The sequence below is a fragment of the Stenotrophomonas sp. HMSC10F07 genome, assembly GCF_001807895.1.
Lineage (GTDB): Bacteria > Pseudomonadota > Gammaproteobacteria > Xanthomonadales > Xanthomonadaceae > Stenotrophomonas > Stenotrophomonas sepilia.
Genome location: NZ_KV791408.1, coordinates 1 through 22,020, shown reverse-complemented (window position 1 = coordinate 22,020; position 22,020 = coordinate 1). Strand labels below are relative to the sequence as shown.

20 protein-coding genes are annotated in these 22,020 nt (G+C 67.3%); 14 read left to right on the top strand and 6 right to left on the bottom strand.

Annotation, left to right across the window (positions count from 1 at the left end):
* Positions 1–207 precede the first annotated feature (207 nt).
* The 7 genes from HMPREF3114_RS13030 to HMPREF3114_RS13000 all read left to right on the top strand — a co-directional run bounded on the left by HMPREF3114_RS13030 (position 208) and on the right by HMPREF3114_RS13000 (position 8,112).
* Positions 208–966, top strand: coding sequence for an SDR family NAD(P)-dependent oxidoreductase (locus HMPREF3114_RS13030; protein WP_070489900.1), 759 nt, complete (start codon positions 208–210; stop codon positions 964–966).
* A 129-nt stretch (positions 967–1,095) separates the two neighbouring features.
* A complete protein-coding gene (locus HMPREF3114_RS13025) occupies positions 1,096–1,548 on the top strand; it encodes an MgtC/SapB family protein (protein ID WP_005413774.1) in 453 nt (150 codons plus the stop codon).
* A 220-nt stretch (positions 1,549–1,768) separates the two neighbouring features.
* Positions 1,769–3,427, top strand: a complete 1,659-nt coding sequence (gene lldP / locus HMPREF3114_RS13020; protein ID WP_053499572.1) for an L-lactate permease — start codon at positions 1,769–1,771, stop codon at positions 3,425–3,427.
* Between the two features lie 53 nt (positions 3,428–3,480).
* Positions 3,481–4,245, top strand: a complete 765-nt coding sequence (gene lldR, locus HMPREF3114_RS13015) for a transcriptional regulator LldR (protein ID WP_005417039.1) — start codon at positions 3,481–3,483, stop codon at positions 4,243–4,245.
* A gap of 4 nt (positions 4,246–4,249) precedes the next feature.
* Entirely contained in the window at positions 4,250–5,389 is a 1,140-nt protein-coding gene (gene lldD / locus HMPREF3114_RS13010; protein ID WP_053499557.1) for an FMN-dependent L-lactate dehydrogenase LldD, read from the top strand.
* A complete protein-coding gene (gene dld / locus HMPREF3114_RS13005) occupies positions 5,386–7,086 on the top strand; it encodes a D-lactate dehydrogenase (protein WP_053499555.1) in 1,701 nt (566 codons plus the stop codon). Before lldD ends, dld begins: the two co-directional genes overlap by 4 nt.
* Positions 7,087–7,227: 141 nt before the next feature.
* Positions 7,228–8,112, top strand: a complete 885-nt coding sequence (locus tag HMPREF3114_RS13000) for a hypothetical protein (RefSeq protein ID WP_053499553.1) — start codon at positions 7,228–7,230, stop codon at positions 8,110–8,112.
* Positions 8,113–8,181: 69 nt separating this feature from the next.
* Here the strand turns inward: HMPREF3114_RS13000 and HMPREF3114_RS12995 are convergent, their stop codons facing one another.
* Positions 8,182–8,478 (bottom strand): hypothetical protein, encoded by a 297-nt coding sequence (locus HMPREF3114_RS12995; protein WP_005417035.1) that lies wholly within the window; start codon positions 8,476–8,478, stop codon positions 8,182–8,184.
* A gap of 169 nt (positions 8,479–8,647) precedes the next feature.
* On the opposite strand from HMPREF3114_RS12995, the gene HMPREF3114_RS12990 reads away from it, so the two are divergent.
* The gene (locus HMPREF3114_RS12990; RefSeq protein ID WP_032954259.1) at positions 8,648–9,307 is read left to right on the top strand and encodes a hypothetical protein; all 660 of its coding nucleotides are present in this window, start codon (positions 8,648–8,650) and stop codon (positions 9,305–9,307) included.
* Between the two features lie 68 nt (positions 9,308–9,375).
* The gene (locus tag HMPREF3114_RS12985; RefSeq protein WP_053499550.1) at positions 9,376–10,155 is read left to right on the top strand and encodes a CDP-diacylglycerol diphosphatase; all 780 of its coding nucleotides are present in this window, start codon (positions 9,376–9,378) and stop codon (positions 10,153–10,155) included.
* On the opposite strand, the gene HMPREF3114_RS12980 is transcribed toward HMPREF3114_RS12985, so the two are convergent.
* Entirely contained in the window at positions 10,152–10,787 is a 636-nt protein-coding gene (locus HMPREF3114_RS12980) for a GNAT family N-acetyltransferase (protein ID WP_053499548.1), read from the bottom strand. The genes HMPREF3114_RS12985 and HMPREF3114_RS12980 overlap by 4 nt on opposite strands.
* A 181-nt stretch (positions 10,788–10,968) precedes the next feature.
* Here HMPREF3114_RS12980 and HMPREF3114_RS12975 point away from each other — a divergent pair, with 181 nt between their 5' ends.
* Positions 10,969–13,695, top strand: coding sequence for a TonB-dependent receptor plug domain-containing protein (locus tag HMPREF3114_RS12975; RefSeq protein WP_053499546.1), 2,727 nt, complete (start codon positions 10,969–10,971; stop codon positions 13,693–13,695).
* A 78-nt stretch (positions 13,696–13,773) separates the two neighbouring features.
* Here HMPREF3114_RS12975 and HMPREF3114_RS12970 read toward each other — a convergent pair whose 3' ends face one another.
* Positions 13,774–14,415, bottom strand: a complete 642-nt coding sequence (locus tag HMPREF3114_RS12970) for a hypothetical protein (RefSeq protein ID WP_053499544.1) — start codon at positions 14,413–14,415, stop codon at positions 13,774–13,776.
* Between the two features lie 183 nt (positions 14,416–14,598).
* Between HMPREF3114_RS12970 and HMPREF3114_RS12965 the strand changes: the two genes are divergently transcribed.
* Positions 14,599–15,759 carry an amidohydrolase family protein gene (locus tag HMPREF3114_RS12965; RefSeq protein ID WP_053499542.1) on the top strand — a complete coding sequence of 387 codons (1,161 nt, stop codon included), beginning with the start codon at positions 14,599–14,601 and terminating at the stop codon, positions 15,757–15,759.
* A 48-nt stretch (positions 15,760–15,807) separates the two neighbouring features.
* Here the strand turns inward: HMPREF3114_RS12965 and HMPREF3114_RS12960 are convergent, their stop codons facing one another.
* Positions 15,808–16,245, bottom strand: a complete 438-nt coding sequence (locus tag HMPREF3114_RS12960; protein WP_053499540.1) for a DUF3806 domain-containing protein — start codon at positions 16,243–16,245, stop codon at positions 15,808–15,810.
* Between the two features lie 131 nt (positions 16,246–16,376).
* Positions 16,377–17,258, bottom strand: a complete 882-nt coding sequence (locus HMPREF3114_RS12955) for a LysR substrate-binding domain-containing protein (RefSeq protein ID WP_070489899.1) — start codon at positions 17,256–17,258, stop codon at positions 16,377–16,379.
* A gap of 115 nt (positions 17,259–17,373) precedes the next feature.
* Here HMPREF3114_RS12955 and HMPREF3114_RS12950 point away from each other — a divergent pair, with 115 nt between their 5' ends.
* Entirely contained in the window at positions 17,374–18,075 is a 702-nt protein-coding gene (locus HMPREF3114_RS12950) for an ankyrin repeat domain-containing protein (protein ID WP_070489898.1), read from the top strand.
* Between the two features lie 54 nt (positions 18,076–18,129).
* The gene (locus HMPREF3114_RS12945; protein ID WP_053499570.1) at positions 18,130–19,587 is read left to right on the top strand and encodes an amidohydrolase family protein; all 1,458 of its coding nucleotides are present in this window, start codon (positions 18,130–18,132) and stop codon (positions 19,585–19,587) included.
* A gap of 93 nt (positions 19,588–19,680) precedes the next feature.
* On the opposite strand, the gene HMPREF3114_RS12940 is transcribed toward HMPREF3114_RS12945, so the two are convergent.
* On the bottom strand, positions 19,681–20,610 hold the full coding sequence (locus HMPREF3114_RS12940) for a LysR family transcriptional regulator (RefSeq protein WP_005417015.1): 930 nt from the start codon (positions 20,608–20,610) through the stop codon (positions 19,681–19,683).
* Between the two features lie 93 nt (positions 20,611–20,703).
* Here HMPREF3114_RS12940 and HMPREF3114_RS12935 point away from each other — a divergent pair, with 93 nt between their 5' ends.
* Positions 20,704–21,897 carry an MFS transporter gene (locus HMPREF3114_RS12935; RefSeq protein ID WP_032954258.1) on the top strand — a complete coding sequence of 398 codons (1,194 nt, stop codon included), beginning with the start codon at positions 20,704–20,706 and terminating at the stop codon, positions 21,895–21,897.
* Positions 21,898–22,020: the final 123 nt, after the last annotated feature.

Genomic DNA, 22,020 nt, shown 5'->3' with positions numbered 1-22,020 from the left:
TACGGCCAAAGTGAAAATGCCGAAGAACATACGCCGGCGTTTTGCACGCATATCCGTACGTAGTTCCATACATAAACTTCAGTTGAGGTTTCATGGCTGGAACGATCTGGAGATGCGATGTCAGCCCGACCATCACGGGCGTGCGCGTAGGGTGGGTGGGTTGGCTGTTGCAGGCCACTTTGATACCCCCACCGATGGAGAATGGAGATGATTGATTACCAGTTGACCGGCAAGACCGCGATCGTGACCGGCGGCGTGTCGGGCATCGGCCTGGCCGTGGCCCAGACACTGGCCACATCCGGTGCCTGTATCTCGGTCTGGGACCTGAAGCAGGATGCGGTGGATGCCACCGTGGCGCAGTTGCGCAATTCGGGTGCACAGGCCATCGGCATCGCGCTGGACGTCACCGACGAGGCGGCGGTGGAGGCAGCGGTGCAGCGCACGATCAAGGAACTCGACGGCCTGCACGTGGCGGTCAACAACGCCGGCATCAGCGGGCCGGCGGCCAGCAGCGGCGACTATCCGATTGATGGCTGGCAGCGCGTGATCGATGTCAACCTCACCAGCGTGTTCCTGTGCCAGCGTGCGCAGATCCAGGCCATGCGCGCTGCAGGCACGGGCGGCAGCATCATCAACATGGCCTCGATCCTGGGCCAGGTGGGCTATGCCGGCTCCACCGCGTATGTGGCGGCCAAGCACGGCGTGGTCGGGCTGACCCAGACCGCAGCGTGGGAACATGCGGCTGACGGCATCCGTGTCAACGCGGTGGGTCCGGGCTTCATCAGCACGCCACTGCTGGAGAAGATGGACCCGAAGGTGCGCGCCACGCTGGAAGGGCGGCACGCGTTGAAGCGGCTGGGTACGCCGCAGGAAGTGGCCGCGTTGGTAGCCTGGCTGGCCAGCGACGATGCCTCGTTCGCGACCGGCACGTACTACGCCATCGATGGTGGCTACCTCGCGCAGTGATGCGCTGAACGCGGGTTGCGGCGTCGCCGGGCATCGCCCGGCGCTACCGGGTGAACGCACTGTGGGGTGGTCTTCACCTCTGTGCCACGCATGCCACGCGACGCTCGGGGAAATACCCGGAGCCTGCCCATGGAACTCACCCAGGATGTCTCGATCCTGCTGCGCGTAGCCGCAGCGATGCTGTTCGGCGGTGTGCTCGGTGTCGAGCGGGAAATGGGCAAGCACGCCGCCGGCCTGCGTACGCACATGCTCATTGCCGGAGCGGCGGCATTGATCGTCGGTCTCGGCGACTCGGTGGCCGAGCATTTCCAGCAGGAGCGTTACCGCGATCTGCTGCAGGTTGATCCGGTGCGCCTGATCGAAGCGGTGGTGGCCTGTGTCGGCTTCGTGGCCGCTGGCACCATTCTGCGCGGCTCACGCGAGGACCAGGTCAGCGGCTTGACCACGGCCAGTTCGCTGATCATGGCGGCGGCGATCGGGATTGCGGTGGGGATCAGCAAGTACGTGATCGCGATCGGGGTCAGCGTGCTGTGCGTGCTGGTGCTGGCGGTGATGCGGCGGTTGGAGAAACGGATCTCGTAGGGAAGGTCGAGTTGTCGGCCAGCGGCCGGCACCATAAGGGCTCTAATGGTCAGACCAATATGAAGGCTAGCCCTATGGTCTAATAGGCTCTTCGTCGGAGTAGCGGTTAAATCCGCTGCAAGTGGTCTGATCGCGATCATTAATGGTAATACCAATGATCAACGGCCACGGCGACCCACCGCCTGCGGTGGGCTCCTTCCGTTTCCAGTCGAGAGTCTTCATGCAGCCCTGGCAACACCTGTACGACCCCGCCGGCAACCTGTGGTTGTCGAGCCTGATCGCGCTGCTGCCGATCGCGTTCTTCTTCGTTGCCCTGGCAGTGCTGCGCATGAAGGGCTGGCTGGCCGGCACGATCACCGTGGCCATCGCACTCAGCGTGGCCCTGTTGTTCTACCGCATGCCGGTGCCCCAGGCGCTGGGCGCGGCCGGCTTCGGTTTCGTCTACGGTCTGTGGCCCATCGCATGGATCATCATCGGTGCGGTGTTCCTCTACAAAGTTTCGGTCAAGACCGGGCAGTTCGACATCATCCGGGCCTCGATCCTCTCGGTGACCGAAGATCAGCGCCTGCAGATGCTGATGGTCGGCTTCGCTTTTGGCGCCTTCCTGGAAGGGGCGGCCGGTTTCGGTGCGCCGGTGGCGATCACCGCAGCGTTGCTGGTCGGGCTGGGCTTCAAGCCGCTGTATGCCGCCGGCCTGTGCCTGATCGTCAACACCGCGCCGGTAGCGTTCGGCGCGATGGGCATTCCGATCATCGTGGCCGGGCAGGTCACCGGCCTGGACGCATTCGAGATCGGCCAGATGGCCGGCCGCCAGTTGCCGTTCCTGACCATCATCGTGCTGTTCTGGATCATGGCGATCATGGATGGTTGGCGCGGTATCAAGGAGACCTGGCCGGCGGTGCTGGTTGCGGGTGGTTCGTTCGCCATCGCGCAGTACCTGACCTCCAATTTCATCGGCCCGGAACTACCGGACATCACCGCGTCGCTGGCGTCGCTGGTGTGCCTGACCCTGTTCCTGCGCCGCTGGAAGCCGGTGCGGATCTTCCGTTTCGACACCGAAACCAGCGCCGAGGCGGCCGCACAGGCACTGGAGGCACCGCGCCACAGCGTCGGCCAGATCGCCAGGGCATGGTCGCCGTTCCTGATCCTCACCGCGATGGTCACGCTGTGGAGCATCAAGCCGTTCAAGTCGCTGTTCGCGGCGGGCGGTCCGCTGGAAGGCTGGGTGCTGAAGATCCCGGTGCCGGGCCTGGACCAGCTGGTGCAGAAGATGCCACCGATCGTGGATGCGCCGCTGAGCTATGACGCCATCTACAAGTTCGACTGGTTCTCGGCCACCGGTACCTCGATCATCCTGGCCGGGGTGATTGCCATCATCGTGCTGCGCATGCCTGCACGTTCGGCGCTGCAGACCTTCGGCGAGACCGTGCGTGAGCTGCGCATGCCGATCTACTCGATTGGCATGGTGCTGGCGTTCGCCTTCATCGCCAACTACTCGGGACTGTCTGCCACGTTGGCCCTGGCACTGGCGCATACCGGCGACGCGTTCCCGTTCTTCTCACCGTTCCTGGGCTGGCTGGGCGTGTTCCTGACCGGTTCGGATACCTCGTCCAATGCCTTGTTCTCGGCACTGCAGGCCACCACCGCACAGCAGATCGGCGTGTCCGACGTGCTGCTGGTAGCGGCCAACACCACCGGCGGTGTCACCGGCAAGATGATCTCACCGCAGTCGATCGCCATTGCCTGCGCGGCGGTCGGCCTGGCCGGCAAGGAGTCGGATCTGTTCCGCTTCACGGTCAAGCACAGCCTGATCTTCACCACGATGGTCGGCCTGATCACCCTGGCCCAGGCTTACTGGCTGACCTGGATGATTCCCTGAGCCATGCGCGGCTGGCCGACCACCCGCTGCGCGCTTCGGGCCACAATGGCGCCATGAGCACGCAACGTATTTCGGACAAGGTGGCTGCGCAGCTGCGCGGCCTGGTGCAGGAACAACAGCTGCGGCCGGGCGACCGGCTGCCGGCCGAGCGCACCCTGGCGGTGCAGCTGGGGGTCTCGCGCACCGCGCTGCGCGAGGCCATCGCGCAGCTGGCCAGCCAGGGCCTGTTGACCGCACGGGTCGGTGGCGGCACCTACGTGGCCGAGCCTGCGGCACGCGCGCGGCAGGCGCTGGATGAACCGCTGGCGCCGTACCTGCCGCTGTTCCAGGGCGACCCGGAATACCGCTTCGACGTGCTGGAGATCCGCCACGCGCTGGAAGGTGCCACCGCCTGGCATGCGGCGCTGCGTGCCACCGACGAGGACCGCGCGCGCATCGCACAGGCCTTCCAGACCATGATGGACGCGCACGGCAAGGACGACCCCACTGGCGAGGCGGAGGCCGACGCGGCCTTCCACCTGTCCATCGCCGAGGCCTCGCACAACCTGGTGCTGCTGCAGGTGATGCGCGGGCTGTTCGAACTGCTGCAGACCAACATCTCGCAGAGCCGCGAAAAGCTCTACACCTCGGCGAGGACCTTCTCGCCGCTGTCCGACCAGCACCGCGAGATGATGGATGCGGTGCTGGCCGGCGACCCCGAACGCGCGCGCGCCGCCGCGCATGCCCACCTCGAGTTCGTGCACACCACGCTGCGCACCCTCGATGACAACGAAGCCCGGCGTGCGCGGGCCTCGCGCCTGCCTTCCCCCCACGGTTGACCCCATGATCATCTCCGCCTCCACCGATTACCGTGCTGCTGCCGAACGCCGGCTGCCGCCGTTCCTGTTCCACTACATCGATGGCGGCGCGTATGCCGAGCACACGCTGAAGCGCAACGTTTCCGACCTGTCCGACATCGCGCTGCGCCAGCGCATCCTGCGCAACATGTCCGACCTGAGCCTGGAAACCGAGCTGTTCGGCGAAAAACTGGCGATGCCGGTGGCGCTGGCGCCGGTCGGCCTGACCGGAATGTATGCGCGGCGCGGCGAGGTACAGGCGGCGCGCGCGGCCGACAGCCGCGGCATTCCGTTCACCCTGTCCACGGTGTCGGTGTGCCCGATCGAGGAAGTGGCACCGGCCATCCAGCGGCCGATGTGGTTCCAGCTGTACGTGCTGCGCGACCGTGGCTTCATGCGCAACGCGCTGGAGCGGGCGCAGGCCGCCGGCGTGACCACGCTGGTGTTCACCGTGGACATGCCGGTGCCGGGCGCGCGCTACCGCGATGCACACTCGGGCATGAGCGGCCCGAATGCCTCGCTGCGCCGTATCGGCCAGGCCATCACCCATCCGCACTGGGCGTGGGACGTGGGCCTGTTCGGCCGCCCGCATGACCTCGGCAACATCTCCACCTACCGCGGCAACCCGACCGGGCTGGAGGATTACATCGGTTGGCTGGGCAGCAACTTCGATCCCTCCATTTCGTGGAAGGACCTGGAGTGGATCCGCGAATTCTGGAAGGGCCCGATGGTGATCAAGGGCATCCTCGACCCGGATGACGCGCGTGATGCGGTGAAGTTCGGTGCCGATGGCATCGTGGTCTCCAATCACGGTGGCCGCCAGCTGGACGGCGTGCTGTCCACCGCACGTGCGTTGCCGGCCATCGCCGATGCGGTGCAGGGCGACCTGAAGATCCTCGCCGATTCCGGCATCCGCACTGGCCTGGACGTGGTGCGCATGCTGGCGCTGGGGGCCGATACCGTGCTGCTGGGCCGCGCCTTCATCTATGCGCTGGCCGCGCAGGGCGAGGCCGGCGTGGCCAACCTGCTGGACCTGATCGCCAAGGAAATGCGCGTGGCGATGACCCTGACCGGTGCGCGCCGCATCGCCGACATCGGCCGCGACTCGCTGGTCAGCCTGCCATGAGCGGCCACGACGCCGTGCTGGCACAGTTGCGCGATGCGGTCGGCAATCGCCATGTAATGACCGGCGACAAGGCTACGCGCCGCTTCCGCCGCGGCTACCGTTTTGGCGATGGCCCAGTGCTGGCGGTGGTGCGCCCGGGGACGCTGCTGGAACTGTGGCGCGTGCTGCAGGCAGCGGTGCAGGGCGGCGCGGCGATCATCCTGCAGGCGGCCAACACCGGCCTGACCGGCGGCTCGACCCCGGACGGCGATGACTATGGCCGGCCGATCGTGCTGGTCAACACGCTGCGCCTGACCGGCATCCAGCTGTTGAACGAAGGCCGCCAGGTGCTGTGCCTGCCCGGTGCCACGCTGGACCGCCTGGAGCAGACGCTGGCCCCGCTGGGTCGCGAACCGCATTCGGTGATCGGCTCGTCCTGCATCGGTGCCTCGGTGCTGGGCGGCATCTGCAACAACTCCGGTGGCGCGCTGGTGCGACGTGGCCCGGCCTACACCGAGCTGGCGCTGTATGCGCAGGTCGATGCACAGGGCCAGTTGCAGCTGGTCAACCATCTGGGCATCGCGCTGGGTGATACGCCCGAGCAGATCCTGCAGCGCCTGCAGGCCGGTGACTACACGGCCGCCGACGTGGGCGATGGCGACGGCCGTGCGGCTTCCGATCCACGCTATGCCGAGGAAGTACGCAAAGTCGATGCCGATACTCCCGCACGCTTCAATGCGGATCCCAGCCGCCACTTCGAGGCAGCGGGATCTGCCGGCAAGCTGGCAGTGTTCGCGGTGCGCCTGGACACCTTCGAGAAGGAGGCTGCCGAGGTCTTCTATATCGGCAGCAATCGCACCGACAGCCTCACCGCGATCCGTCGCCAGCTGCTGACCGGCTTCGAGCGCCTGCCGATCGCCGGCGAGTACATTCACCGCGATGCCTATGACATCGGCGAGCGCTACGGCAAGGACAGCTTCCTGCTGATCGATCGCCTCGGTACCTCCCGTGTGCCCGCGGCGTTCGCATTGAAGAGCCGCGTCGATGGCTGGTTCGAACGGCTGGGCCTGCGCGGGGTGACCGACCGGGTGATGCAGGTGCTGACCGGCCTGCTGCCCTCGCACCTGCCAAAGCGCATGGGCGAGTTCCGGCAACGCTACGAGCATCACCTGTTGCTGAAGGTCTCTGCCCAGGACGCTGCGGAAACCGAGGCCTGGTTGCGCGGGTTCTTCGCCGGGCACGAAGGCGGCTATTTCCACTGCACGGCCGAGGAGGGACGCAAGGCGTTCCTGCATCGCTTCGCGGTGGCCGGTGCGGCAGTCCGCTATCGCGAAGTGCATCGTGAGCAGGTGCAGGACATCGTCGCGCTGGATATCGCATTGCGCCGCGACGATACGGATTGGTTCGAGCAGTTGCCGGCCGATATCGACGGCCGCCTGCTGCACAAGCTGTACTACGGCCACTTCCTGTGCCACGTGTTCCACCAGGACTACATCGCGCGCAAGGGCGAAGACCCGGTGGCGATCGAGCATGCGATGTGGGCGCTGCTGGACCAGCGTGGCGCCGAGTATCCGGCCGAGCACAACGTCGGCCACCTGTACCCGGCCAAGCCGGCGCTGGCAGGTTTCTACCGGCAGCTGGACCCGAGCAATACCTTCAACCCGGGTATTGGCCAGACCTCGAAGGAAAAAGGGTGGGGTGGCTGCGACTGCGGATGATGTAGAGCCGAGCCTATGCTCGGCTGCTCTTCCCGACAGACAGCAGTCGAGCATGGCTCGACGCTACAAGGGCGATGCCGGGCAGGTCCGCCGCCGTCCGGGTAACGGTTACCATCGGAATCCCAGCCACAGGAGCCGCCCATGCCTTCCATTCCCGTCCGCGCCGCCCTGTGCGCTGCATTGCTGGCGACCCCGCTGCTGGTGCTGGCGCAGTCTTCTATCCTGCCGCAGCAGCGCGATGCCGCCGGCAACGTGATGGAACCGCTGGGGCAGGTGCTGGAACAGGGCGGGCAGGGCGAAGTACGCACGCAGTACTGCACGCTTGATCGTGTCTGGTGCGTGCGTGTGCAACCGGTGGCCGAGGACGGTGATCGGCCAACGACGCTGGAAGTCTCTGAACGGGTGGCCGGCGAAAGCGAAGCGCATACCTACCACGTCAGCATCGACGTGCCGCAGGAAAGCGAGCTGTCGCTGTGGCCGTGGATCGTGCGCCTGGCTCCGGGTATCGGCAGCGATCAGCCGGTGACCGACCCGCAGCAGCGCGCCCACCAGAATGTGCTGGTAGGCGGCATCGTCAAGTTCAGCACCATGTACTCCGGTGGAGGTGCCGACGCGTCCACGCTGCAGTTGGCACGCGTGCGCCACCTGCAGGACGACATCCAGGTGGACGACGACGTGCTGACGGTGCCATGGCTGGGCAATGCGATGATCCGTGCGTGTTTCAGCGAGCAGGACATGAAGCAGCGCGCAGGCGCCTGCCACGACGAATACGGGTTCTCGGCCAGGCTCGGGCTGGATCCGGTGGCCGAGGGCATGCCGGTGCTGCGCTACCAGACGGTGGCAACCCGCTTTCCGGCGGGCGTTTCGCGTTTCGAGGATTCGCTGGCCAAGGGCCCGCTGAAGAAGAAGGACCTGCGCACCGAGCAGGACCCGGCATGCAGCTACACGCGGCTGTTCCGCTTCAATGATGGGGTGTTCCACCCCGACCAGGCGCTGCCGGACTGCGCGGGGTATACCGAACCCTGAGCTGTAGAGCCGAGCCTGCGCTCGGCTGTCACGGAAGCGCAGCCGAGCATGGGCTCGGCTCTACAGCGCCTACTCGCAGCGGGTAGCGGTGATGATGTTGTCCTTGTCCACGTACACGCGCAGGCGATCCTGGCGGATGTCCTTCGTGGTGATGGTGCTGGGGCCGATCGGGTTGACCAGGCCGGCGCCGCTCTCGCTGGACAGGCGGCGGATGTTGGGTTCGTTGGCCGGCTGGCCGATTGCCCAGCCCAGCTGGCTGGCATCGCAGTGGCCGGTACCCTTGACCTGCGGGCCAGGGGTGCTGACGCAGGCCGACAGCAGCAGGGCCGACGCAGGCAGTAACAGGGACAGACGGAAGGCGGACATGCGAGCGCTCCTGCGCAGGGAAGATGGCGGAACGATAGCACCCGTCGCGCGAAAGGCGTCAGCACTCCGGTCATTGCCGGCACAGCGTGGTCATTGCATAGTGGGAGGGATGGCTGGCAGCACGCCAGCGGGCAGGCCGGGCCATTCCGGTGCAGGTGTTGGATACGCTATGACGGCAGGCAGTTTGCGCGACAAGCGCAGGGCGAGAAGAGTACTGGCAGTGTCGGTGCTGGGCGTGGCGTTTGCCGCCTCTGCCATCGAGCCGACGCCGGACGCCGCTGCGGAAGCGCCGGTGTTCGGTGCCTGGCGCAACCTGCAGACCGAGGCAGGCTACGCACCCGCCCAGCGCAACCTGGCGTTCGCGATGCTGCCGCAGGCCGCCACCCGCGGCGATCGATTCGCCATTGTCGATCGTGAGGGCAAGCGCGCGGTGTGCTGCCTGCAGGTGGCCAGCCCGTCGCTGGGCGTGGCCGCACTGCGCGAGCAATACCACCTGCCACAGGCCTGGGTGACCGACCTCAGCAATGGCCGCAGCCCGGCACGCCCCTACCTGCCGCACGTCTATGCGATGCAGCGCGTGGATGAACTGGCTGACTATGGTTTCACCGATGTGCCGGGGGCCTACAGCGACCTGGGGGGGCTGCTGATTCCCGAAGGTGCCGCGCTGGAGGCCGATGGCAGCGCCGTGCGCCTGGGTGATGACCGTTATCCCCTGCATTTCCAGCGCCAGCCGCACGCCGAAGATGATGGCGCACTGGACCGCTACACCCTGCAGGCGGGCGAGGGCGTGGCTCCGATCGTGGTTGAAGTGCCGTTCGGCACCTACTGATTGCAGCACCGCGCTGGCTAGAATGCAGTGCGGCGCCGCCTGCCGTGCCTGTTCCGTGAGTCGCCGCCGTGTCCCTGCGCTCGTTGCTGCTGTCGCCCCTGCTGCTGTTGTCCGCCTGTGCGAGCGCGCCGCCTCCGCCGCCCGTCCATTCCGATGCGCTGTGGCGCCTGATCGAGCGTGACTGCCAGGCAGCTGACGGCCCGCGCGGCAGCTGCCTGCGGGTGGAGACGGCGGCCGGCCGCCGTGACGTGCTGGTCAAGGATGCACACGGTGACTACCAGTTCCTGCTGATGCCGCTGGACAAGGTAAGTGGCATCGAGAACCGCGGTCTTTACCAGCGTGGGGCGCCCAACTATTTCGCGGCCGCCTGGCAGGCGCGCGCGCACACCGAACAGGCCCTGGGCCAGCCATTACCGCGCAACGTAGCCAGCCTGGCGCTGAACTCACCGCACGGACGGTCGCAGCACCAGTTGCATATCCATGTCGATTGCCTGCGCACGGACGTGCTGCAGGCCCTGGATGCACACGCCGGCGCCCTGGGGCCACGCTGGTCACCGTTGCCGGTGCTTCTGCGCGGGCATCAGTACCAGGCCTATCTGTTGCCCGGTGCGGAAATGACCGCCAATCCGCTCAACCTGCTGGCCTATGGCCTGAGCGGCGTGGGCGATGTGGGCCAGTGGAGCCTGGTGGTGGCCGGACGCGATGACGTGCAGGGTGGCCCCGGCTTCATCCTGCTGGCCACCCGCGTGGATGCCGCCAGCGGCAACGATGCCAGCGGCGAAGAACTGCAGGATCACGCCTGCACGGTGCTGACCGGCGCGGGTGCGGCACTGGAGCGGGTGCGCTAGCCGATCCGCTGCAGGTGGCTGCGCCACGCTGGCGCGGTAAGCGCCAGCAACTGGCGGTCATGCCATCCCTCGGCGTCCAGGTGGTAGTCGCGCAGGATGCCTTCACGCATGAAGCCCAGGGCCTGCAGTGCCTGGGCGAAAGGGGTGGTGCAACCCGGTGGCAGCAGTACGAAGATGCGATGCAGGCCGACATTGTCGAACAGGAACGGGCACAGCGCGCGCAGTGCGGCCTGTGGATGGGCGTTGCGGTGCTGCAGCGACTGCAGTTCTGCGCAGCGCGAATGCAGTGACTGCAGGCGGACATGCAGTTGGTCGTGCAGGATGCCCTGCGCGTCGTCGAACACGCCCAGTACCAGCAGATCGTTGTCTTCCTGTAGGCGTGAACGATGAACGCTGGCGAGGAAGCGGGCCTCTTCATCAATGCCGTAGGAAGGCCGTTGGCCGCGCTGGCGACGGTCGTCGAAGGTGCGCCAGCGCGGCAGATCGGTGCGCTGGAAGGAGCGCAGGGTGATGGGCGTTGCCTGGAGGTGCAGCAGGTGGCGGCGCAGGACGGGGCGCAGCGGGGCGAGGTGAGTGTAGGTGGCGCGGTTGGTCATCCATGCACGATGCGTATCGGAAACGCGCCAGACCATGCAATTCATTGCAAAAGTGTGGCGGCGCCGTGGGTCCGTCTGATTCGGTTCAGGCATAAGCCCATCAGGGCTGGTCATTTCCGTTGAAACCACCCATTCAGGACACTTTCGTTACGGGATCGTTATGTGCCGCACAGGCCACGGCTCCCCCGTACCACCCGCCCACTCCCCCAGGAAGCCCATGTCCGCCTCCCACAAGGCGTTGCGCCCGCGTCCGCTGGTGCTCGCGCTGTCGTCCCTGATGCTGGTCTCGCTGCCGGCCTTCGCGCAGGAAAGCGCACCCACCACATTGCAGGAAGTGAAGGTCACCGGCTCGCGCATTCCCCGTGCCAGTGTCGAGGGGCCCTCGCCAGTGACGGTGATCAGCCGCGAGCAGATCGATGCGCAGGGCTACCGCAATGCCTTCGACGCGCTGAGCGCGCTGACCGAGAACACCGGCAACGTGCAGGGCGAGGACTTCGGCAATACGTTCACGCCGGCCGCCAACACCATCAACCTGCGTGGACTGGGTCCGAACCGCACGCTGGTGCTGGTCAACGGCCGCCGCCAGGCCGACTACCCGCTGGCCTACGAGGGCTCGGTGAACGTGGTCAACCTCGCCAACATTCCCAGCGCCCTGATCGAGCGCATCGAGGTGCTCGCCGCGGGTGCGTCGGCGGTGTATGGCTCCGATGCCATCGCCGGCGTGGTCAACATCATCCTCAAGGACCGCTTTGAAGGCGTGGACGTGAACGTGCGCGCCGGCGGCACCCAGCAGGGCGGGGGTGACAACCAGCGTGCGCAGGTGGTCGGTGGCAGTTCCGGCGAGCGTTGGGATGCGCTGTTCGGCTTCGAGTTCGACGTGCGCAAGGCGATCCACGCGCGCCAACGCGACTTCATGGATTCACTGGACGATGATCCGGCCGGCAAGGCGCCGCAGGCGACCGCGATCGCCTATCGCCGCAATGCTGCCACCGGCCGCAACATCGATCCGGGCGTGAGCGGCTGCGACGCAGCGTCGGGCATTTATGGCGGCAGCGTGTTCCGTGCCAACAACCCGCGCCAGGGCTGGTACTGCGGCAGCAACGAGGCCGCCGCCAGCTACTGGACCGTGCAGACCCAGAAGCGCAACCTCAATGGCTATGGCCTGTTGACCTTCCACGTCAACGACACCACCGACCTGTTCGCCGATGTCGCCGTGGGCAGCGCGCGCATCTACAACAACACGCGCGCGCCGACCTGGACGTCCTCACGCAACTACTTCTACAACCAGAACAGCGGGAACCTGGAGAGCTGGTACCGCCGCTTCGCGCCGGAAGAAATCGGTGGCCTGCCGCGCAATGCCAATCGGTTCCTGGAGAACTCGTGGTCGTTCAACGTGGGCGCACGCGGCCAGATCGGCGACAGCGGCTGGGACTACGAGGCGGTCTACAGCCGGTCGCGCTACGAGAACCGGACCCGTCGCCCGGTGCTGCTGGCCGGCATCAACGAGTACCTGCTGGGTCCGAAGCTGGGCGTGCGCAATGGCGTGGAGGTCTATGCGCCGGACCCGGTGCGCCTGTTCAAGCCTTTGACTCCGAACGAGTATGCGGGCCTGTCCGACTATCAGGAAAGTCGCAACGCGGCGTGGCTGCAGACCTTCAGTGCCAGTGTCAATGGCCGCCTGTTCGCACTGCCGGGCGGCGATGCTGCGCTGGCCGCAGTGGTCGAGGCCGGCAGCCAGGGCTACCGCAACCGCCCGGACCCGCGGCTGGGCACCGGCGAGTTCTGGAACACCAGCGCCGGTATCGGTGCCGGCGGTGATCGCGATCGCTATGCGGCCGGCGTTGAACTGCAGTTGCCGTTGCTGCAATCGCTGACCACCACGCTGGCCGGCCGCTACGACCAGTACCGCGCAGGCGGCGAGCACATCGGCAAGGCGACCTGGAGCTTCGGCGTCGAGTTCCGCCCGATCGAGAGCCTGTTGATCCGCGGCTCTGCCGCGACCAGCTTCCGTGCGCCGGACATGAACTACGTGTTCGCCACCGAGACCCGCGGCTACAACCCGGGCATGACCGATTACTGGCGCTGCCGTACTGCAGGCCAGTCGTACGACAACTGCGACTACAACGGCCTGTCGATCGACTACAGCAACCGCGCCAACGCACAGTTGCAGCCGGAAACCGCAAAGTCGTACGGCTTCGGCGTGGTCTGGTCGCCGCTGTCCGGGCTGGATTTCAGCGCCGACTACTACGACATCCGCATCGACAACGAGGTGACCAGCCTCGATACCAGCCGTATCCTGCGTGACGAGGCCGATTGCCGCCTGGGCCGCACGCTGGGCGGCGAAGCGCGCGATATCGGTTCACCGCTGTGCCAGGACGCACTGTCGCGGGTGATCCGCAATCCGTCCAATGCCACGGTGCAGCCGGACCAGGTGACCCGCGTGCTGATCAATCCGATCAACGCGGCCTCCGAATCGGTGCGTGGCCTGGACCTGAAGGGCAACTGGCGTTTCGATGCCGGCCGCTATGGCCGCTTCACCACGCGCCTGGCCTACACCGTGGTGCTGGAGCACAAGTACCGGCAGTTCTCCGATGATCCGGAGCGTGACATCCGCAATTCGCTGGATGATTACCAGTGGCGCAGCAAGGCCAATGGCAGCATCACCTGGAACCAGGGTGACTGGACCACCACGCTGTACGGCAATCGTTTCGGTTCACTGCCGAAGACCGATGGCAGTGGCCGCATCGCGCCGTACATGACCTACAACGCCAGCGTGTTCCGCCAGTTCGGCGAGAACCTGTCGGTGGGCGTGATCGTCAACAACCTGCGTGACAGCCGCCCGCCGGCAGACAGGAACGGGGGCGGCTGGCCGTTCTACCCGGTCGGCAACTACGACCCGTATGGCCGCCAATACTGGCTGCAGCTGGACTACCGGTTCCGCTGACCGGGCGGGCAGACAGAAGGCCCGGCAATGCCGGGCCTTCTGCTGTCTAGACACCGCGGTGATGGCGCGCGCGGTCGCCTAGGGCAGCGCCTGTTGCAGGTACGACTCGATGACGTAGCTGAAAGGCTGCTGCTGGCGGTCGCGCAACAAGGCACGCACCTCGAGGATCACGCCGTGATCGCCTTCGCCCCGCGGCGGCCAGAACGTCTGGTCAGCCAGGGTCTGGCGCTGGAAACCGAGCGGGCCGACCACGCGACCGAACGGTTCGTCGGTGCTGTCCAGCACCTGGTTCATGGCCGGGCTGAGGTGGCCAGGCAGGTACCAGTTGTCGGCCTCGGACAGCACGCGGCTGCCGCAGACCAGCTGTACGCGGCGATAGCGCAGTTCGGTACCCGGCGTCGCGCCCAGCGCCTGCAGAACTTCGGCGGGGGCAGGCTTGTCCTGGCCGTGCACGCGCACCGCGCGCACCCGGGCTTGTTCGGCCAGCCCATGTTCGGCGCACCAGTGTTCCAGCGTGGCGGTGGCGCTCTGCCCGGACAGCACGCGCTGGTGCAGGCGCTCGACCAGTGCAGCCGGTGCGATGCGCTGCTGGCCCGGCGGCGACTGCAGCGGTGCAGCGGCCGCAGCATCAGTGGCGGACAGGCTGGCGATCGGGGCGGCGGCAAGCAGGGATGCGGCCTGCCAGCGGCGGAGACGATCGTGGCGGTCGGACGGGCCCATGCGGCATCACAGCGGAAACAGGTGCCTATGGTACCCGTTCAGGCGTGTGCACGGCGTGGCTGCGAGCCCCGTCGCAACCACGTTCATCGGATTGGTGAATATGTGGCATCCAGATATTTCGTTGGCCGATGGCAGCGCGGGCGCGCAGGATGGCGTCATGACTTGGCTTTCCGGGAGTTTCCGATGACGCTTCAGTTCGTCCATGGCGGTGTAGACCGCTACGGCGCGCCACTGCATTTCCATATCCGTGACGGCCGCATCAGTGGCCTCAATGGCGAGGCCTCGCCGGCCGACGGGGCGGAATGCATCGACCTGCAGGGCTTCGCGGTCCTGCCCGGGCTGGTCGACGGCCACATCCATCTGGACAAGAGTTTTGTCGGCGACCGCTGGCACCCGCATCAGCCGGTGAACAGCCTGCGTGAGCGGCTGGCGGTGGAGAAGGCCGCGGTAGCGGGTGCCGCGCCGATGGTGGACCGTGCCGAGGCATTGATCCGCCAGTGCAGCAGCTTCGGCACGGTGGCCATGCGCTGCCACGTCGACATCGACGGCAGCACGGGCCTGCGTCATCTCGAGGCGGTACGCGAGGCCTCGCTCCGCTGTGCCGGCCTCATGCGCATCCAGCTGGTAGCGTTCCCGCAGGCCGGGGTGATGTCCTGTCCGGGTACCGCCGCCGTGCTTGAGCAGGCCCTTGCAGCGGGCGTGGAGGTGCTGGGAGGTATCGACCCGACCACGCTGGATGGCGATGCCGAAGGCCAGCTGGCACTGCTGTTCGGCCTGGCCGAGCGCTATGGCGTGCGCCTGGACATCCACCTGCACGAGCCCGGCGAAACCGGACTGGCCCAGTTGCTGCGCATTGCCGCGCGGACCCGGGCCGCTGGCCTGCAGGGGCGGGTGGCGGTCAGTCATGCCTACTCGCTGGGCGAAGTGCCGCTGGCGCGCGCGGTGCAGGTGGGCGAGGCGCTGGCGACGGCGGGCGTAGCGATCATGAGCAACGCGCCGGGGGATCATCCGTTCCCGCCGCTGCGTGCGCTGCATGATGCCGGCGTGCGCGTGTTCGCTGGCAACGACAACATCCGCGACTGCTGGTGGCCTTACGGCAACGGCGATCTGCTGCAGCGGGCGATGCTGCTGGGCTACCGCTCGGGCTTCTACACCGATGCCGACCTGATGCTGGCGCTGGACATGGTCACAACCCATGCTGCACAGGCGATCGGGCTGCCGCAGCACGGCATTGCCGAAGGCCTGCCGGCCACCTTCGTGGCGGTGCGCGCCGATCACGGTCCGGCGGCCGTGGCCGCAGTGCCGGTGGAGCGACGCGTGGTGGTGGACGGCCGCTGGCTGTAGATCCAGGCCGCGCCAACCTCTGTAGCGCCGAGCCATGCCCGGCGGCTTTCAGGCGTAATCGTCGGCGCGGGTAGCGACGAATTCTTCCAGCCACGCCAGCAGATGGGCGATGTCGATGACCTCGCCCTGCTCCACGCGCTTGAGCAGCAGGGTGCTGGCGCCGATCTGCAGGCTGCTGTCGGAATAGCGCAGCACCGCATCGATGCCCCAGGCATCGGTGACCTGCATCCAGGCCAGGCCCGGCACGCGCTGGGCCAGAGTGTCACCGAACGCCACGCCCAGCGCTTCCCAGCCGCCGCAGTCGTCACGATCGATCAGTTCGGCATCGACCACGCGCTGCAATGTGCTGGTGGCCAGCGGCCATTGCACCGGCAACGTCGGGAAGCTGGCGGCCACGCGTGAGGCGATCCGTGCACGCTGGTGCTGCAGGTGCGTCTGCAGGGCTGCAGGCAGGGGATCGAATCGCGTCGGGGGTTGGTCGGACATGGCGAGGCGCCGTGGAGCACGGAAGCAGGGGGCACTGTACGAGGCGATGATGCCCGCCGTGCGGCAAGATTGATCAGATATCGATGATCAATGCGCGAAAGGCATCCACGCGTGGCGTGGATCCACTGTGGTCAGTCCGGTTCGCGCTGTACCTGCCGCCACAGCTCGCTGGCCAGTGCCCGCACCGCATCATCGGCATCGGCACGATGCAGCAGACCGATTTCGTAGTTGTCGATCACCGGCAGCCCGCGCTCGCCATCGATGATGCGGTGCTCGCGCGTGACCGCGCGGCGCGGCAGCAGGCTGACGCCGATGCCATCAGCCACCGCGCCCTGGATGCCACTCAGCGACGAACTGGTGAAGGCAATGCGCCAGCGCAGGCCCAGCGCTTCCACGGCGTGGATCATCTCGTCGCGGTACAGCCCTCGCGGCGGGAAGGTGACCAGCGGCAGCGGGTCCTGCTGCAGGCAACTGCTGCGCAGGCTGTCGATCCAGTGCATCGGCTCGCGCCGGCAATGCACCGCCTGGCGGCTGTTGCGGCGCTGCTTGACCAGCACCAGGTCCAGCTCGCCGTGGTCGAAGCCCTGCGCCAGGTCACGGCTCAGGCCGCTGCTGATCTCCAGTTTCACCTGCGGGTGGCGGCGGCTGAAGGCGGCCAGCATGCGCGTGGTCTGCGGGTTGACGAAGTCCTCCGGCACGCCGATGCGGACGGCGGTCTCCACCGTCGCGCCGGCCAGCGCCTGTGCCATTTCCTCGTTCAGGTCGAGCATGCGCCGCGCGTAGCCGAGCAGGGTGTGGCCGGCGTCGGTGGGGTGAACGTCGCGGTGGCCGCGTTCGAGCAGGCGATGCCCGGCCAGTTCCTCCAGCCGGCGTACCTTCTGGCTGACCGTGGACTGCGTCGAATGCAGGCGCGTGGCCGCCGTGGTGAAGCTGCCGCAGTCGGCCACCATCACCAGCGCCCGCAGCAGGTCCAGTTCGAACAGGGTTCTATTCGATTTGGCACTGTCTTGCATTTGAACATTTCACTTCTGGATACCCAGGCCGACTTCTACCATGCGGGGCAGGGGCCGGCAATGCGCGGCCCCTGCGACCATCGCCCTGCGGCGATGGAGAAAAGGAGACACCGTGATGCGCTTCCATTGCCCTGCTGGCTGGCCTGCACCGTTCACGCGCGTGCTGTTGTTGTGTCTGCTGGCCATGGTCACCCCTGCCTGCACTGCCACCTCCAGAGCCGACGCAGACGCGCGCCTGCGTGATGCCGCCAGCCGCGGCGATGCCGAGGCGGTGCGCGGCGCGCTGGCCGAAGGTGCTGATCTGGAGGCGCACGATGGCCAGGGCCGCACGGCGCTGCTGCTGGCCACGCAGGGCAACAACGTGGATGCCGCGCGCGAACTGATCGAGGCCGGGGCGGACGTCAATGCCAAGGATGCGCTGCAGGACAGTGCCTACCTGTATGCCGGCGCGCGCGGCCTGGATGAGATCCTGGCGATGACCCTGGCGCACGGCGCCGATCTGCGCAGCACCAACCGCTATAGGGGCACTGCGTTGATTCCGGCCGCCGAGCGCGGCCACGTCAGCACCGTGCGCATGCTGCTGCGTGCAGGTGTGGCGGTGGACCACGTCAACCGCCTGCACTGGACCGCGCTGCTGGAAGCGATCCTGCTTGGCGACGGTGGTGAACGCCATGTGCAGATCGTGCAGCTGCTGCTGGAGGCCGGTGCCGACCCGGAGCTGGCCGATGGCGATGGCGTAACGCCGCTGGCGCACGCGCGCCAGCGTGGCTATGCCGGCATTGAAACCCTGCTGCGCCAGCACGGCGCGGCGCGCTGAACCGCTACTCCTTCCACCCGCACGCTGGCCGTGCCTACCAGGATGCTGTCCATCATGTTCCGTTCCCGCCCGTTGTCCCTTGCCATCCTTCTTGCGGTGGCGCCGCTGTCGGTATCTGCTGCCGAGCGCGCCGACCTGCTGATCCGCAATGCCATCGTGGTCGACGTCGAGCACGCCAGCACGCGGGCCGGGCAGAGCGTGGTGATCCGCGGCGAGGACATCGTCGCGGTGGGCCCGGACGCGCAGCTGCGCGGCCAGTGGAGCGCGGCCCGCCAGATCGATGCCAAGGGCAAATACCTGATCCCGGGCCTGTGGGACATGCATGTGCACTTCGGTGGCGGCCCGGCGCTGATCGAAGAGAACAAGGCGCTGCTGCCGCTGTACATCGCGCACGGCATCACCACCGTGCGTGACTGTTCCGGCGATCTGCCCGAGCAGGTGCTGCAGTGGCGTGGCGAGATCGCCAGGGGCACGCTGTTCGGCCCGCGCCTGCTCAGCTCGGGCGCGAAGATCGAAGGCATCAAGCCGGTCTGGAAGGGCACGATCGAAGTGGGCAGCGAGGCCGACGTCGACAACGCGATCACCCGACTGCAGCACGACAGGGTCGACTTCGTGAAGATCACCGACAGCACGCTGAAGCCGGATCTGTTCCTGTATTCGGCCAGCGCAGCGCGCAAGGCCGGCTTCAAGGCCTCGGGCCACATTCCGATGGCGCTGACGGTGGAGCAGGCGGTCGATGCCGGCCTGGCCTCGATCGAGCACCTGGACTACGCATTCAAGGCCGGCAGCAAGGACGAAGCGAAGATCGCCGCCGACTTCGGCGCCGGCCGCATCGACCGCGCGGAAGCCAATCGCCGCCTCGACGCCAGCTTCGACCGTGACACCGCGATGCACGCCTACCGTGATTTCGCCAAGCGCGGCGTATTCGTGACCCCGACCCTCAACGGTGGCCGTATCCTCGATTTCCTGGACCAGGATGACCACGCCAACGATCCGTACCTGGCCTACATCGGCCCGGGCCTGCGCGCGACCTACCAGTGGCGCGTGGACCGCGCGGCGAAGGCGACGCCGGCACAGATCGAGGCGCGCCACGCGCAGTACCACCAGGTGGCTGCCGTGCTGCCGTTGCTGCAGGAGGCGGGCGTGACGATCATTGCCGGCACCGATGCGGGCTTCCTCAACTCGTTCAACTTCCCGGGCATCGCCCTGCACCAGGAACTGCAGCTGTTCGTGAAGGAGGGCCTGAGCGCGCCGCAGGCGCTGTCGGCCGCAACCCGTTCCGGCCCGGCCTGGTTTGGCCAGATGGACCGTTACGGTGATGTCGCGCGGGGCAAGGCCGCCGACCTGGTGCTGCTGACCGCCAACCCACTGCAGGACATCGCCGCCACCGAGAAGATCGACAGCGTGATCCTGCGCGGCAACGTGTATGACCGCGCCGCGCTGGACAAGATGCTGGCCGACACCAAGGCCAAGGTCGCGGCGTGGAATGCCGAGGCTGCGAAGGCGCAATGATCGACAGGGTCGGATCCCTTCTCAACGGGAAGGGCTCTGACCCTGTGGTCTTGAACGAAATCCACGCCATGCGTGGATGATGGGGCCGGTGACCTAGCGCGGTGCCGGCCGCATGCCGTGCAACTGCGGCAGTGCGGCCTTCATCGCATCGATGAAGGCGCGCAGCCGTGGCGGCTGCTGGCGCGCGGCAGGAAACACGACGTGTACCGGCAGTGCCGGTGCCTGCCAGTCCGGCAGCAGCTGCACCAGCCGCCCTTGTGCGAGGTCGTCGGCCACCAGCCAGGCCGAGACCACCGCTGCGCCCAGCCCGGCGCGTGCAGCCTGCTGTACCACGAACAGGTTATCGCTGAGCAGGCGCGGGCTGATTGACAGCGTATGCGCCCGGCCCTGCGCATCATGCAGCAGCAGGCGTTCGCGGTAGTAGGTGACCAGCGAGATCCACGGCAGTGACTGTGCCTGTTCCGGCGTACTGACCGCCGTGGCGTCCACCAGCGAGGGCGCTGCCACGACGATGCGCGGCACTTCTGCGAGCGGCAGTGCAACCATGCGCGGTTCGTCGACAGGGCCCACCCGCACCGCGCAGTCGATGCCTTCTGCGATGAAATCCGGGCGACGATCTTCAAGGATCCACTCCAGGCTCAGCTGCGGGTGCTGGGCGAGGAATGCGAGCATGGTAGGCAGCAGCTGCGCCTGGCCAAAGGCGTGCGGCACCATCACCCGCAGGCGTCCGCGCAGCGTTTCCGGTTCGCCGTTCAGCTCGGCCTGCAGCGACTCCCATTCGTCGACCACGCGCTGCGCATGACGCTGGCAGCGCAGGCCGTCCTCGGTCAGTTGCAGGCCATGGGTGGAGCGCTGCAGCAGGCGCAGGCCGAGCTGCCGCTCCAGTGCCTGCAGGCGTCGGCTGACCGTCGGCTGGGTGGTGCCCAGCTGCAGGGCCGCAGCAGACAGGCTGCCGGCATCGACGATGCGCAGGAAGGTGCGCAGCAGATCCAGGCGATCAGCGCCGGTGGCGAGGTCATTCATGCGTGTGGCGTATGAAATATATGTGCCAGAGCCTACTACAGACGTATGGCGAATACAGGCAGGATACGCCCACTTCCTCTACGGGGCTCCCCCATGTCTACCCCCTCGCTGTCTGTTGCGGCCGCACCGGCGACCGTGCCTTCCGCCCCATTGGTGCTGGCAATGGCGGCCGGTGCCGGCTTCTCGGTCGCGTCGCTGTATTACAGCCAGCCCATGCTGGGCCTGATCGCCCAGGACCTGGGCGCCGGTGAGCGCGCCGCCGGCCTGGTGCCAACCTTGACCCAGCTCGGCTACGCACTGGGCATCCTGCTGCTGGCACCGCTGGGCGATCGCTTCGACCGCCGCCATCTGATCCTGTTGAAGTCCGCGCTGCTGGCGCTGGCACTGGGCGCCGCCGCGATGGCCGGGCACCTGCCGGGCCTGCTGATGGCCAGCCTGCTGGTCGGGCTGATGGCAACGCTGGCGCAGGACATCGTTCCCGCCGCTGCGGTGCTGGCACCGGATGCGCAGCGCGGCCAGATCGTCGGCCGGGTGATGACCGGCCTGCTGCTCGGCATCCTGTTGTCGCGGGTGGTCAGTGGCGTGGTGGCTGAAGCGTGGGGCTGGCGCACGCAGTTCGTGCTGGCGGCGGTATCCGTGGCGGCGATGGGCGCGGTGATGGCGCGTGCACTGCCGCGTTTCGCGCCGACCAGCACGCTGCGCTATCCGGCGTTGCTGGGTTCGTTGCTGGCGTTGTGGCGCGAGCAGCCGCAGCTGCGCCGTGCGGTGGCCAGCCAGTCGCTGCTGGCCGTGGGATTCAGCGCGTTCTGGTCGACCCTGGCGCTGATGCTGCATGCACGTCTGGGCCTCGGCAGTGCGGCGGCGGGTGCGTTCGGTATCGCCGGTGCGGCCGGTGCATTGGCCGCGCCGTTTGCCGGCCGTTTCGCTGATCGACTGGGGTGCCATGCGGTGGCACGGCTGGCGATTGCGGTGGCGCTGCTGGGCTTCGGCCTGCTGCTGGCCGAAGCCTGGTTGCCGGCCGCCGCGCTGTTGCCGTTGCTGGTGGTGAGTGCGCTGCTGTTCGACTTCGGCTTCCAGTCGGCGCTGGTGGCGCACCAGACCCTGGTCTACGGGCTGGTGCCGCCGGCACGCAGCCGGCTCAATGCGCTGTTGTTCACCGGCATGTTCATCGGCATGGCCGCCGGTGGTGCGCTGGGCAGCCTGGCGCTGGCGCAGTGGGGGTGGCACGGCGTGGCCTGGCTGGCGGTGGTGTGTGCGGGGGGCAGCCTGGCACTGCGTTTGAAGTAGGGGGTTGTTCGGCAGGGCTTGCAGCCCTGCACCTGCTGGAGGCAACAGCAACAGCAACAGCAACAGCAACAGCGGGGTTCCTGTAGGGAGGCGGGGTGGGTCCGGTTGCGGGGGACGCCGTGA

What these genes read in the sequence shown, in the direction of transcription:
- HMPREF3114_RS13025 (WP_005413774.1), top strand. Translation starts at nt 1,096, where the DNA reads ATGGAACTCACCCAGGATGTCTCGATCCTGCTGCGCGTAGCCGCAGCG.
- lldR (WP_005417039.1), top strand. Translation starts at nt 3,481, where the DNA reads ATGAGCACGCAACGTATTTCGGACAAGGTGGCTGCGCAGCTGCGCGGC.
- lldD (WP_053499557.1), top strand. Translation starts at nt 4,250, where the DNA reads ATGATCATCTCCGCCTCCACCGATTACCGTGCTGCTGCCGAACGCCGG.
- HMPREF3114_RS12935 (WP_032954258.1), top strand. Translation starts at nt 20,704, where the DNA reads ATGTCTACCCCCTCGCTGTCTGTTGCGGCCGCACCGGCGACCGTGCCT.
- HMPREF3114_RS12975 (WP_053499546.1), top strand. Translation starts at nt 10,969, where the DNA reads ATGTCCGCCTCCCACAAGGCGTTGCGCCCGCGTCCGCTGGTGCTCGCG.
- HMPREF3114_RS12940 (WP_005417015.1), bottom strand. Translation starts at nt 20,610, where the DNA reads ATGAATGACCTCGCCACCGGCGCTGATCGCCTGGATCTGCTGCGCACC.
- HMPREF3114_RS12965 (WP_053499542.1), top strand. Translation starts at nt 14,599, where the DNA reads ATGACGCTTCAGTTCGTCCATGGCGGTGTAGACCGCTACGGCGCGCCA.
- HMPREF3114_RS12995 (WP_005417035.1), bottom strand. Translation starts at nt 8,478, where the DNA reads ATGTCCGCCTTCCGTCTGTCCCTGTTACTGCCTGCGTCGGCCCTGCTG.
- lldP (WP_053499572.1), top strand. Translation starts at nt 1,769, where the DNA reads ATGCAGCCCTGGCAACACCTGTACGACCCCGCCGGCAACCTGTGGTTG.
- HMPREF3114_RS13030 (WP_070489900.1), top strand. Translation starts at nt 208, where the DNA reads ATGATTGATTACCAGTTGACCGGCAAGACCGCGATCGTGACCGGCGGC.
- HMPREF3114_RS12980 (WP_053499548.1), bottom strand. Translation starts at nt 10,787, where the DNA reads ATGGTCTGGCGCGTTTCCGATACGCATCGTGCATGGATGACCAACCGC.
- HMPREF3114_RS13000 (WP_053499553.1), top strand. Translation starts at nt 7,228, where the DNA reads ATGCCTTCCATTCCCGTCCGCGCCGCCCTGTGCGCTGCATTGCTGGCG.
- HMPREF3114_RS12960 (WP_053499540.1), bottom strand. Translation starts at nt 16,245, where the DNA reads ATGTCCGACCAACCCCCGACGCGATTCGATCCCCTGCCTGCAGCCCTG.
- HMPREF3114_RS12945 (WP_053499570.1), top strand. Translation starts at nt 18,130, where the DNA reads ATGTTCCGTTCCCGCCCGTTGTCCCTTGCCATCCTTCTTGCGGTGGCG.
- dld (WP_053499555.1), top strand. Translation starts at nt 5,386, where the DNA reads ATGAGCGGCCACGACGCCGTGCTGGCACAGTTGCGCGATGCGGTCGGC.
- HMPREF3114_RS12970 (WP_053499544.1), bottom strand. Translation starts at nt 14,415, where the DNA reads ATGGGCCCGTCCGACCGCCACGATCGTCTCCGCCGCTGGCAGGCCGCA.
- HMPREF3114_RS12950 (WP_070489898.1), top strand. Translation starts at nt 17,374, where the DNA reads ATGCGCTTCCATTGCCCTGCTGGCTGGCCTGCACCGTTCACGCGCGTG.
- HMPREF3114_RS12955 (WP_070489899.1), bottom strand. Translation starts at nt 17,258, where the DNA reads ATGCAAGACAGTGCCAAATCGAATAGAACCCTGTTCGAACTGGACCTG.
- HMPREF3114_RS12990 (WP_032954259.1), top strand. Translation starts at nt 8,648, where the DNA reads ATGACGGCAGGCAGTTTGCGCGACAAGCGCAGGGCGAGAAGAGTACTG.